At 56.1% G+C, this 11,665-nt stretch carries 10 protein-coding genes and 1 pseudogene; 3 read left to right on the top strand and 8 right to left on the bottom strand.

Annotated elements, in window-relative coordinates; genetic code table 11:
• Both RMS03_RS09625 and RMS03_RS09620 read right to left on the bottom strand, forming a co-directional pair.
• The coding region (locus RMS03_RS09625; RefSeq protein WP_310626851.1) for a 16S rRNA (uracil(1498)-N(3))-methyltransferase at positions 1 to 486 on the bottom strand (486 nt) is incomplete at its 3' end.
• A gap of 1 nt (position 487) precedes the next feature.
• Positions 488 to 1,621 carry a phosphotransferase gene (locus tag RMS03_RS09620; protein WP_310626850.1) on the bottom strand — a complete coding sequence of 378 codons (1,134 nt, stop codon included), beginning with the start codon at positions 1,619 to 1,621 and terminating at the stop codon, positions 488 to 490.
• 92 nt (positions 1,622 to 1,713) lie between these two features.
• Here RMS03_RS09620 and RMS03_RS09615 point away from each other — a divergent pair, with 92 nt between their 5' ends.
• Genes RMS03_RS09615 through rsmA form a run of 3 tightly spaced genes read left to right on the top strand, consistent with a single transcriptional unit; the run spans position 1,714 to position 6,260 of the window.
• Complete coding sequence (locus RMS03_RS09615) at positions 1,714 to 4,179, top strand: LPS assembly protein LptD (RefSeq protein ID WP_310626849.1); 2,466 nt, start codon at positions 1,714 to 1,716, stop codon at positions 4,177 to 4,179.
• An 8-nt stretch (positions 4,180 to 4,187) separates the two neighbouring features.
• A complete protein-coding gene (locus RMS03_RS09610) occupies positions 4,188 to 5,489 on the top strand; it encodes a peptidylprolyl isomerase (protein WP_310626848.1) in 1,302 nt (433 codons plus the stop codon).
• Between the two features lie 12 nt (positions 5,490 to 5,501).
• Positions 5,502 to 6,260 carry a 16S rRNA (adenine(1518)-N(6)/adenine(1519)-N(6))-dimethyltransferase RsmA gene (gene rsmA, locus RMS03_RS09605; protein WP_310626847.1) on the top strand — a complete coding sequence of 253 codons (759 nt, stop codon included), beginning with the start codon at positions 5,502 to 5,504 and terminating at the stop codon, positions 6,258 to 6,260.
• Between the two features lie 299 nt (positions 6,261 to 6,559).
• On the opposite strand, the pseudogene RMS03_RS09600 reads toward rsmA, so the two are convergent.
• The 6 genes and pseudogenes from RMS03_RS09600 to RMS03_RS09575 all read right to left on the bottom strand — a co-directional run.
• Positions 6,560 to 6,949: pseudogene (locus RMS03_RS09600) on the bottom strand (barstar family protein); the annotation flags it as partial.
• 150 nt (positions 6,950 to 7,099) lie between these two features.
• Positions 7,100 to 9,409, bottom strand: a complete 2,310-nt coding sequence (locus RMS03_RS09595; RefSeq protein WP_310626846.1) for an NADP-dependent malic enzyme — start codon at positions 9,407 to 9,409, stop codon at positions 7,100 to 7,102.
• A gap of 151 nt (positions 9,410 to 9,560) precedes the next feature.
• Positions 9,561 to 9,716 (bottom strand): hypothetical protein, encoded by a 156-nt coding sequence (locus tag RMS03_RS09590; RefSeq protein ID WP_310626845.1) that lies wholly within the window; start codon positions 9,714 to 9,716, stop codon positions 9,561 to 9,563.
• Positions 9,643 to 10,668: an FAD-dependent oxidoreductase gene (locus RMS03_RS09585; RefSeq protein ID WP_310626844.1), complete on the bottom strand. Its 1,026-nt coding sequence runs from the start codon at positions 10,666 to 10,668 to the stop codon at positions 9,643 to 9,645. Before RMS03_RS09585 ends, RMS03_RS09590 begins: the two co-directional genes overlap by 74 nt.
• Positions 10,669 to 10,677: 9 nt before the next feature.
• Positions 10,678 to 10,857 carry a rubredoxin gene (locus RMS03_RS09580; RefSeq protein ID WP_310626843.1) on the bottom strand — a complete coding sequence of 60 codons (180 nt, stop codon included), beginning with the start codon at positions 10,855 to 10,857 and terminating at the stop codon, positions 10,678 to 10,680.
• A 40-nt stretch (positions 10,858 to 10,897) separates the two neighbouring features.
• Complete coding sequence (locus RMS03_RS09575) at positions 10,898 to 11,386, bottom strand: rubrerythrin family protein (protein ID WP_310626842.1); 489 nt, start codon at positions 11,384 to 11,386, stop codon at positions 10,898 to 10,900.
• Positions 11,387 to 11,665 lie beyond the last annotated feature (279 nt).

Raw genomic sequence — 11,665 nt, 5'->3', positions numbered from 1 at the left:
TGCAACTTGTCGCGCCAGCCACGCATCCAACCGCTCGGGCATGTCAATGACGGGGACGCGGTTGCGTCCACATTGCTCGCTCGCACTGGCGGCCACGGCTTGCCAATGCGCTTGCTTTTTCTCTGCGCGTTCACCTGTCAGACGCATCACGCTGCGCTCGGTCATCAAGGGAGTGATGCGGTGCACCCCCAGCTCAGTGGCTTTTTCCACCAACCAATCCATGCGCTCGTTGGCGGGCATGCCCACAGCGAGGCGCACTTGGACCGACGCTTCGCATTCCACGCCGCGGTGCGCACCCACCACCACACGCACATCGCTGCGGCCCATGTGTTGCACTTCGGCGCTGAACTCGCCACCTTCGCCGTTGAACAGGGTCAAGGTGTGGCCAGGCTGCATGCGCAGCACTTGCACATGGCGGGCTGCGGTAGGGGGTAAATCCACCACTTGGCCTGACACCAAGGGCATGGGGCAATAAAAGCGCGCCACCTTACGCCCGTCCGCCCGCGTTGGGGGTCAAACGAGGAAAGGCCAAGCTGATGGCAGGTTCGGTGCCTTCGATCTTGTCGATCAAGCGCAGCAGTGGCGTGAGCTCGCTGTAGCGACTGGCGGTGGCGCGGATGTAGTGGATGAAGCGCGGCGCATCGGCCAAGTACTTAGGCTTGCCATCGCGCAGGGTGAGACGCGCAAAGATACCCGCCACTTTGAGGTGGCGTTGCAGGCCCATCCACTCCACGGCGCGGTAGAAAGCGCCAAAGTCGTTGTGCCAGCCATCGAAGTCCATCAGGCCCAATTTGCGCGCACGCTCCCAATAGCGGACGGTGATGTCGAGCACAAAGTCTTCCTCCCAAGTCAAAAACGCATCGCGCATGAGGCTGGCAATGTCGTAGGTGACGGGGCCGTAGGCGGCATCTTGAAAGTCCAACACGCCCAAGCGCTGTTCGCTGGGGTCATGCGGCATCATCAAATTGCGTGGCATGAAGTCACGATGCACATACACGCGGGGCGCGGCCAAGTTGCGTTTCACGATGGTCTGGAAAGTCTTGTCCAGCATGTCGCGCTGGGTGCTGTCGATGTTCAGCTGGCGGTGCTGGGTGAGGTACCAATCGGGGAACAGCGACAGCTCGCGTTGAAGCAAGGCATCGTCATACGCGGGCAGCACGCCGGGTCGGCTGCTTTGTTGCAGTGCCAGCAAGGCATCGACGGCACGCATGTACAGGCCGTGGTTGGCCTGTGGGTCGTCACGTTGGATGACGTCCATCATGGTGTGTGAGCCGATGTCGCCCAGCAACATGAAGCCCTGCGGTTCGTCCCAGGCCAAGATGCGGGGAGCGTACAAGCCCGCATCGCGCATCAAACGGGCAATGCGTACAAAGGGCTCGCAGTTTTCTTTGTCAGGCGGGGCGTCCATGACGATGCACGAGCCGTCGGCTGTATCGACACGGAAATAGCGCCTGAAACTGGCGTCCGCTGAAGCGGCGCGTACGGTGGCAGGTCGTACCCCTTGCTCGCTGACTTGGGCATCTAGCCACTGGCGAAAAGCCACTTGGCGCTCGGGCTGGGCCCATTCAATGGAGGCTTGGAGGGGTGTGCCCACAGGCGGGGAAGTAAAGGGTGTGCTCATGGATAATCTAAATTCTACAAACGGCCCCAAATAGTCCCGACTTTTCGGGCTTCTGTTGTAAGGGCCGCCCTATCGAAGGTCTTCCTGTTTTCATGCTGTTGCTTGATTTTCACCGCCAAACTCGAGCCTTGTCTTGGCTGATCGTTGGCGCGCTTGGCGGGAGCGCAGGGGTACAAGCGCAAATCGTCAAGGCACCGCCGCTGGTGTTAAAGCCCAGCAGCTTGTTAGAGGAGCGTTTGTCGCCGCAAACTCGCAAACAGCTACCCACCTATTTGCAAAGCAATACGCTCAATGAGCGCACCCATCAACAAACGGTCCTCGATGGACAAGTGATCGTGCGGCGTGGCGAGCTTTTGCTCAAAGCCGATCAAGTCGATTACGACCAAGTCGACGATTTCGCCAAAGCGCGCGGGAATGTGTACATCAATTTATCTGGCAATGTCTACGAGGGCCCTGCGCTTGACTTGCATCTGGATGCGTTCGAAGGTTTCTTCACACAGCCCAGCTACCGCTTCTTAAAGAACAAGGCTTACGGCCGTGCGGATCGCATTGATTTTGTAGACCCCGCACATACGGTCATGCATAACGCCAGCTTCACCACCTGCCAGCGTAAGCCTGGGCCAGATTGGGTTCCCGACTGGTTTTTCAAAGGCGACAAAATTTCCATTGATAACGACCGCAACGTGGGTTTGGTGCAAGGGGCGACGGTTCGCTTCAAGGGCGTCCCGATCTTGCCCTTTCCCGATGTGGAGTTTCCGCTCAACGACGAGCGCAAATCTGGGCTACTGCCACCCAACATCGGCATCGACAACATTGGTGGCCTGGAATACACACAGCCTTACTACTGGAACTTAGCACCCAACAGAGATGTCACGTTCTATCCCACGTATTGGAGCAAACGCGGCATTAATTTAGGCACCGAGTTTCGCTACATAGAGAATGCCGCGCCGCGTCCCCCTTTCCAAGGCGTGATGCGCTTTGATTACATGGAGAAGGATCTGCTGCGTAACGACTCGCGTCGCTGGGGAGCGAACTTCGCACACACGGGGTTGATTGACCCCTACCTAGCAGGCGGCGGCTTGGGCCTCAACCTGAGCGTCAACCGCGTGAGCGACGATGATTACTGGAAGGACTTTTCCATCACCAACGGGATAGGTGTGCAACGTTTGCTGTCGAGTGACGCTGGTCTGACATGGACTAACGGCACACTGACCACAGGTATGCGTGCACAGAAATGGCAAACCCTGCAGGACTTGGCGAACCCACTCAACCGCATCACGCCGCCATTTGACCGACTGCCTCAAATAACGGCGAGTTTGCAAAAATTTAACATCGCCAATGGGTTTGATTTCCGACTAGATGGGGATTTCACACGGTTCTCATCGGTACGAACGGACGATTGCGCCAATGTGGCGATCCATAGTCTCTCCACTTATAGCAACTGCGCACCTAACGCAGATCGGGCGGTGTCCATTGTTCAACTCAGTCGCCCCTTTGTTTCGCCCTACGGTTATTTGACGCCCAAATTGCAATTGCTTGGACGTAGTTATCAGTTTGACGGGGGCTTACCCAGCACCTCGTTTTATGGCGCACACCAAGGCAAAACCAGTGCCAGCGTGAGTGTGCCGACTTTCAGTCTGGATGCAGGGATGGCTTTTGAGCGCAACAACCGTTTGTTCAGCCGTGATTGGATACAAACCTTAGAGCCCCGTATTTTTTACGTCCACACACCTTATCGCAACCAAAACTATTTGCCCAACTACGACTCGGGTAGCAACGCATTCAACTTTGCCAGCATCTTTACCGAAAACGCTTTTGGGGGCTATGACCGTATCTCTGACAGCAAGTTGCTCACCGTAGGTGCCACGTCTCGTTTCATTGACCCAGAAACGGGGGCTGAAGGCGCACGATTTGGTATCGCCCAGCGTTTGCGTATGCAAGAGCAACAAGTGACCCTGCCCGATGACCCCACCGCCAAGGCCGGCATCAGTGACGTGTTGGCCGGAGCCAGTTTGAATCTCTCACGCGCTTGGGCGCTTGACTCGACCGTGCAATACAACCCAAAAACCAACAATTTCATGCGCCGCGTAGTTGGTGGACGTTACAGCCCTAGCTCTTACCGTGTGATCAATGCCGCATGGCGCACGGGAAACGACGAATCGGCCAACCCTGTCTCGCAACAACTGGACGTGGGCTGGCAATGGCCACTGCACGACTTGTGGGGCGGCGCAGATGGTGATGATGGTCAAGGTCGCGGCTTAGGCGAAGGTCGTTGGTATAGCGTGGCGCGTGTGAACTATGACATGCTTAACAAGAAGGCCATCGAATCCGTGGTTGGCTTCGAATACGATGCAGGATGTTGGCTGAGTCGTACCGTGATTGAACGTTTGCAAATTGCCGATGGTTTGGCGCGACAACGCATCTTGTTCCAGCTCGAGTTTGTCGGCTTATCTCGGATCGGCACGAATGCGCTGGGCTCTATGCGAAACAACGTCCCGCGCTACCAACCTCTGCGCCAACCGACCATGAACCCTAGCCGTTTTGGCAATTACGATTGACGATGACCATGCTCTTTGCAAAACCCCGTTCTTACCTTTTGTGGGCCTTGATGTCATGGGCCGTGTCTATCTCGGCACAAACGCCTGCAAGCAACCGTGACTTCATCGTCGCCGTCGTTGACTCGGTGCCCATCACGAACCACGACGTCAGCCTACGAGCGCCACAGTTGCGCGAACAGCTCAAACAACAAGGCCGTCCGATCCTTGAGGGCGAGGCACTGCTCAAGGCGGCGCTGGAAAGATTGATTGTTGAAAAGGCATTGCTCCAACACGCCAAAGAACTGAGCGTCCCGATCGAAGACGACGCTGTGAACCAAGCCGAGCAACGCTTGGCCGCGCAAAACCAAATGAGTGTTGAAGCGCTACATAAAAAAATCAGCGCCGAAGGTACAAGCGTGGAGCGCTTGCGTCAAAATTTGCGCGATCAACTGACCTTGCAACGCCTGACAGACCGCAGTGTGCCAAGTCGCATCAAAGTCAGTGACATAGAAATTGACCAAGCCATTCGTGAACGCCAAACAGCCAGCATGGGCACCAACCCAGACATTGAGTTGGGTCATATCTTGATCGCCGTGCCTGAAAAAACAACTGATGCCGAAGTACTCGCGTTACAAACCAAAGCGCAAACTGTTTTGGCAAATGCCAAACGTGGCGATGACTTTGCGCGTCTGGCCAAAGAGTTCTCCGACGGTACCGAACGTGACAAAGGTGGTTTGATGAGACTACGTGCAGCCAGCCAGTACCCCACATTGTTTGTAGATGCTACAAAAAGCTTAACCGTAGGGGATGTGACGATGGTGCGCTCTGGTGCAGGCTTTCATGTACTCAAGCTACTCACCAAACGCGCCAGCAGCGTACTCACCGTCACCCAAACGCATGCACGTCACATCCTTTTGCGTCCAGGCGGTCAACTCAGTCAGCCAGCCGCACGTGCGCAGCTGGCTGACTACAAACGCCAAATTGAAGCGGGCAAGGCAGACTTTGCCAAGCTCGCGCGTGAACACTCGCAAGACGGAAGCGCTGCGGAAGGTGGCGATTTAGGCTGGGCATCGCCCAGCATGTTTGTGCCTGAGTTTGAAGAAGTCATGAACCAGCTCCAACCTGGTCAAATCGCGGACCCCAATGTTTCTCGCTTTGGCGTTCATTTGCTTCAGGTGCTTGAACGCCGCGAAGCATCCATCAGCGAACGCGAACTTCGCGACATGGCTCGCAATCATTTGCGCGAGAAAAAATTTGATGAAACCTACCAACTCTGGGCACAAGAAGTCCGTGGCCGCGCTTATGTCGAATACCGCGATGCGCCTCAGTAACTAAAGCACGTCTTGAAACACATCGCTCGCAAACGTTTCGGTCAACACTTCTTAACCGATGGCGCCATCATTGAAAGCATCGTCGACGCCATCTGCCCACAGGCGGGTGAGCCGGTGGTTGAGATTGGTCCGGGCTTGGCCGCGCTTACCCAACCCTTGGTGGAACGTTTAGGTCATCTCAATGTCATTGAACTCGACCGTGATTTGGCGACACGCTTGCGTGAGCATCCGCACCTGAACGTGATCGAGTCCGACGTGTTGCGCGTGGACTTCACTCAGTTGGCCGCCACCTTGAAGGCTCCCAAATTACGCTTGGTGGGCAACCTGCCTTACAACATCTCCTCACCCATCTTGTTTCACCTGCTTGGGCATGTGGCGGTGATTGAGGATCAACACTTCATGCTGCAAAAAGAAGTGATTGACCGCATGGTGGCTAGCCCCAGCAGCAGCGATTACAGCCGCTTGAGCGTGATGCTGCAATGGCGCTACGCCATGGAAGACGTGCTGTTTGTGCCCCCCGCGTCGTTTGACCCGTCACCCCGTGTGGACAGCGCGGTGGTACGCATGGTGCCTTTGGCAACACCCCCTCAGCTTGATGTCAAGCTCATGGAAGAGATGGTGAAAGTGGCGTTCAGCCAGCGTCGCAAGTTGTTGCGCCACACCTTGGGGCGCTGGTTAGAGGGGCGAAACTTTGCAGGCCACTTTGATGTGCAACGCCGCGCCGAAGAGGTACCCGTGGCCGAATACGTGGCCTTGGTTCAAAACCTCTGAACCAACAAGTCCCTGCCACAACAGGCCTTGCCTGTGAGCTCATGGACAAACACACGGGCATAAAAAACCCGTCAGCAGCGAGCTGCGACGGGTTTTTGTGTCAACGCTGCATTGCAGCAGCTTGGCATTTAGGCCGCTGTTTGCCAGTAGCCTGCGTTGAAAGGGCTGCTCATGCGCAAGGCCATGGGTGAGACATCCACCAACTTGTCGGTTGGCATCTTTTCGCCTTCTTCCAACAACTTGATGCCTTCGGATGACATGCCTGCCGCTTTTTCAGCCGAGGGGGCACGGGCCACAGAGAACGAGTAAAAGCAGCGAAACGCCACTTTGCGATCAGACCAATAGTCAGCCGCTTCGCGGAAGATGTCCAACAGCTGCTCACGCGCTTCTTTGTCGAACTTGGCATGGGCAGGAATGTGCTCTAACACCAAGATAAAGCCAGGCTGTGGGCCAGACTTGTGCAAGGGATCGGTCATGCCGTCATACAGTGAGTCAAAGTTCTTGCTGGCTTGCGCCGACAAATTGAACTCTTTGGAGATGATGTCCAAGATGTCTTGCTTGCTTTGGGCTTGCGCCAGATTGACATATAAGAAGTGGTGACCAAGGCCTTGTGCGGCCTCTTGCAGCTCAGGAACGCGGAAAGCGCGGATGGACTGGACGATGTTGGTTTTAACGGTACGCAGTGGCATAAGGAGTATTTGTTTTATGTTCGGGTTTACCCGAAATTCAAAACCATAAGTGTCTTCGACTTGAAGCAAAAAAGCAAGGCCCCCCATTTCTGGAAGGGCCTTGAAGGGTTACTTAACCCAAATTAACTCATTTGGTGTAAGCGCCAAGTCTCAGCGGGCTGCGCTGGCGTCTGCCACCGTGAGGGCGGTCATGTTCACAATGCGGCGCACCGTGGTGCTGGCTGTCAAGATGTGTACTGGTTTGGCTGCGCCCAAAAGCACGGGGCCAATGGCAATGTTGCCGCCGGCTGCTGTTTTCAGCAGGTTGTAGGCAATGTTGGCCGAATCTAAATTGGGCAAGACCAACAAGTTGGCATCGCCAATGAGGGTGGTATCGGGCATGTGAGCCATGCGCGCGGCACCGTCCAAGGCGCTGTCGCCATGCATTTCACCGTCCACCTCAAGCCAAGGGGCTTTTTTCTTGACCAAGGCCAAGGTTTCGCGCATTTTCAGGGCGGAGGGTTGATCGCTGCTGCCGAAATTGGAGTGCGATAACAAAGCGGCCTTGGGATGGATGCCAAAGCGACGCATTTCTTCTGCGGCCATCACAGTGATCTCTGCCAGTTGTTCCGCGCTGGGGTCGTAGTTGATGTGAGTGTCAACCAAGAAGACTTGTCGGTCGGGCAACAGCAAGCCGTTCATAGCGGCGTAGGTGCTCACGCCTTTGCGATTGCCAATCACCTCATCGACATATTTCAAATGCGTGAGGGGCGTGCTCCACGTCCCGCAGATCAGGCCATCGACTTCGCCTTTGTGCAGCATCATGGTGCCAATCAGCGACAAGCGGCGACGCATGTCAATTTTGGCCAACTGTTCGGTCACGCCTTTGCGGGCGGTCATCTTGTAATAGGTTTGCCAGAAATCGCGGTAGCGGTGGTCTTGCTCGACGTTGACCACGTCATAGTCCACGCCTTCTTTGAGGCGCAGGCCAAATTTCTCGATGCGCTGGGCAATCACGGCAGGGCGACCAATCAAGGTGGGTTTGGCCAAGCGCTCGTCCACCACGATTTGCACGGCACGCAAGACGCGCTCTTCCTCGCCCTCGGCGTAGCACACACGCTTTTTGCTGGCGCGCTTAGCGGCCGCGTAAATCGGCTTCATGATGGAACCAGACGCATAGACAAAGCCTTGCAGCTTCTCAATGTAGGCTTCCATGTCTTGAATCGGGCGCGTGGCCACCCCACTGTCTGCGGCGGCTTTGGCCACGGCAGGCGCGATCTTCATCATCAAGCGCGGGTCAAATGGCTTGGGAATGAGGTACTCAGGGCCAAAGGCCAAGGTCTCGCCCGCATAAGCAGCGGCCACTACTTCGCTTTGTTCGGCTTGAGCCAACTCGGCAATCGCATAGACCGCTGCAATTTCCATCTCATCCGTGATGGTGGAAGCACCGGCATCCAATGCGCCACGGAAGATGTAGGGGAAGCACAGCACGTTGTTGACTTGGTTGTGATAGTCGCTGCGGCCTGTGGCGATGATTGCGTCATCGCGCACGGCTTTGACCTCTTCGGGCGTGATCTCTGGGTTGGGATTGGCCAAGGCCATGATGATGGGCTTGGCGGCCATCTTCTTGACCATCTCCGGCTTGAGCACACCGCCTGCGGACAGCCCCAAGAACACATCAGCGCCTTCGATGATGTCATTCAAGGTGCGGGCCTCTGTTTTTTGGGCGAACTGAATCTTGTCTTCGTCCATCAACTCGGTGCGGCCTTCAAACACCACGCCCGCCAAGTCGGTGACGTAAATGTTTTTGCGGGGCATGCCCATCTTGAGCAACAGGCCTAAGCAAGCCAACGCCGCAGCACCTGCGCCCGAGGTCACGAGTTTGACGTTTTTGATGTCTTTGCCTGCGACCTTGAGGCCGTTCAAAATGGCTGCGCCCACGGTGATGGCGGTGCCGTGCTGGTCGTCGTGAAAGACGGGGATCTTCATGCGTTCGCGCAACTTACGCTCCACATAAAAGCAATCAGGCGCCTTGATGTCTTCGAGGTTGATGCCACCGAAGGTGGGCTCTAGCGACGCAATGATGTCCACCAACTTGTCGAGGTTCTTTTCGTCAATCTCCAAATCGAACACATCAATGCCCGCAAACTTTTTGAACAAGACGCCCTTGCCCTCCATCACTGGCTTGGAGGCCAGTGGACCAATGTCGCCCAAGCCCAACACGGCCGTGCCGTTGGTGATCACGGCCACCAAGTTGCCACGGCTGGTGTACTTGAATGCGTTATTGGGATCTTTAACGATTTCTTCGCAAGGAGCGGCCACGCCAGGTGAGTAAGCCAACGCCAAATCATGTTGATTGACCAATTGCTTGGTGGCGTGAATCGCCACTTTGCCGGGGGTCGGGAACTCGTGGTACTCAAGGGCTGCGCGACGCAATTCTGTGCGCGCCTCAGCGCTGTTGTGTGATGGGCTGGAACTCATTGAAATCTCCTTGTTACGCAAAAGGCGGTGTGCTTTTGCAAAGCGCACCGCCTCAGCTTGTGTGTTCATTTTAGGCATCTGTCTCACCCCATTTGTGCGGGGATGTGCGTACCCAAGTGGTGATGGTTTTTACTTATTCGCAAAAGCGAACTTAAGCGGCCACACACTTGACCTGTTCCGCTCGGCGCACGGTTTGGGCACCACTCAGCACAAAGCCACGCACTTGCATCTGGTCATCCACAAAATGCCATATGCCGGCTTCCACCTGCATCCAGCGGCCTTGCGTTCCAGGCAATGCTGCTGCCACCACCAAGGGCAATGCCGGTGTCTTGACCGCCACGGGCATCAACGCGAATTGCAAATCGACGGACATACCTGCAAGGGTCTGCCCCAGGGCTTTGGCCGCCGCCATGATGGGCATGACATAGGGCATGGGGCGCACTGGTTTGCAACTGCGCATTCACCACAATGCCGCGCTCTGTGGCCAGGCCCGCGGTTTGAGCCAGCACAGTATCGGCACGCAAGCCCACGGCACTGAGCACCACATCCACCACGGCTGTTTGGCCGTTGGCAAAAGTGACCTCGCATGCATCGTCGACACGATTCACCGCCGTCGCGGATGTTCCGAAATGCCAATGCACATGCAAGTCTTCAAGTGCTTCACGTAAGGCTGCGCTGGCCTCGGCTGGCAACAGTGCGGCCAGCGGTTCGGCAGCGGGGTCAACCACCTGCACCGCATAGCCAGACGCCGCCAAGTCGTTGGCAAATTCACAGCCAATCAACCCCGCACCGATGATGAGCACGCGCGCCTGCGGTGCCAGCTTGGCACGGAACGCGGCATAGTCATCCAACGAATTGACCGACATCACCTCTTCAGCCGCATTGCCCATCAAGCGCAGGCGAATGGGCTGCGCTCCCGTGGCAAGCACCAATTGCCGATAAGCAAATGCGCCCTTGCTGGCGGTGTGCACCTCTTGGGTCTGCACATCAATGCCTGTGACTTGCGTGTGCTGCAACAGGGTGACGCCCAAGGAGGCCTCCATCTTCTCAGCCGGCGTGGTGACCAACCGCGCAGCGTCCTTGCCTTGCACCAAAGCGTTGGACAGTGCGGGCTTGGCGTAGAAGTCGCCGGCATCCGCTGTGATCATTACCACCGGTGTGGTGGTGTCGAGCTTGCGAAACTCGCGCACCGCCGACCAGCCCGCGAGGCCAGAGCCGATCACCAACACGGGACCATCGAGGTGACGTTGTGCAGTCATGGTGTGCCCTTAGATTTCGATGGCTTCGAAATCGGCCTTGGCCACGCCGCAGTCTGGGCAAGCCCAGTCTTGTGGCACATCCGCCCACTTGGTGCCTGGTGCAATGCCGTCTTCTGGGCGGCCTGCGGCCTCGTCGTACACAAAGCCGCAAACGATGCAGATGAAAGATTTGAAATTAGCGTTGCTCATGATTTTTTCCTTTGTTGGGTTCAGTTAATTTGGTGTTGACTTAGGCAGCGGCTTTGACTTTGTCGAGCTGGACTTGGTAGTGGTTAGCATGGCGCTCTTCGACTTTGGCCAAGGCGGCAAACCGCTTTTGGGCTTTTACCAAGGTCGCGGTGAACTGTGCCGCGTGTACCTTGGACTCTTCAATTTGCTCCTCCATCTCAGCCACGGCAGCGGCATTGCCTTCGGCCTCGGCGGTTTTGCGGAACGTGGGGTACATCTCGGTGTACTCGTAGGTTTCCCCATCGATGGCAATCTGCAAAGCCTTGGCAGGTGTCATGGTAGCTTTGGGGTAAAGCAAGTCGAGGTGGCCAAACGCATGCATGACCTCTTGGTCTGCGGTTTCTTCAAAGGTACGGGCGGTTTCTTCGTCACCCATTTCACGGGCCAACTTGGCAAAATAGCGGTACTTGATGTGGGCCATCGACTCGCCCGCAAAGGCAGCTTCGAGGTTGGCGATGGTTTTGATCTCGGGGCGGATGTGTGCAGTCATTTGAAACTCCTTCAGTTAACGAAATTAATCGGGACAGGAGGAATGATAGGCACATTCAATTGATTCGGCCAATTGGGATTTTCTAAGTCGTTGATAGGGCCTATCGCGCGGTCTTGTTGTTGGCTGGGCCGATGGTTTGCCTAGGGAACATCTGCATAACCTTCTTGTAAACCCTGACAGCGTGAACGCCATAGACTGCGTTGAATACACATGAAACAAACCAGCCTATCGATCAGCGGCTTTGAGCTGCAAAGTAAACGCACACGTCGACGAGAGTTT

The organism is Limnohabitans sp. (genome assembly GCF_031538885.1).
Classification (GTDB): domain Bacteria; phylum Pseudomonadota; class Gammaproteobacteria; order Burkholderiales; family Burkholderiaceae_C; genus Limnohabitans.
This window is presented reverse-complemented; position numbering and strand designations above follow the sequence as displayed.

What these genes read in the sequence shown, in the direction of transcription:
- RMS03_RS09580 (WP_310626843.1), bottom strand. Translation starts at nt 10,857, where the DNA reads ATGAGCAACGCTAATTTCAAATCTTTCATCTGCATCGTTTGCGGCTTT.
- RMS03_RS09575 (WP_310626842.1), bottom strand. Translation starts at nt 11,386, where the DNA reads ATGACTGCACACATCCGCCCCGAGATCAAAACCATCGCCAACCTCGAA.
- RMS03_RS09610 (WP_310626848.1), top strand. Translation starts at nt 4,188, where the DNA reads ATGCTCTTTGCAAAACCCCGTTCTTACCTTTTGTGGGCCTTGATGTCA.
- RMS03_RS09615 (WP_310626849.1), top strand. Translation starts at nt 1,714, where the DNA reads ATGCTGTTGCTTGATTTTCACCGCCAAACTCGAGCCTTGTCTTGGCTG.
- RMS03_RS09595 (WP_310626846.1), bottom strand. Translation starts at nt 9,409, where the DNA reads ATGAGTTCCAGCCCATCACACAACAGCGCTGAGGCGCGCACAGAATTG.
- RMS03_RS09620 (WP_310626850.1), bottom strand. Translation starts at nt 1,621, where the DNA reads ATGAGCACACCCTTTACTTCCCCGCCTGTGGGCACACCCCTCCAAGCC.
- RMS03_RS09585 (WP_310626844.1), bottom strand. Translation starts at nt 10,668, where the DNA reads ATGACTGCACAACGTCACCTCGATGGTCCCGTGTTGGTGATCGGCTCT.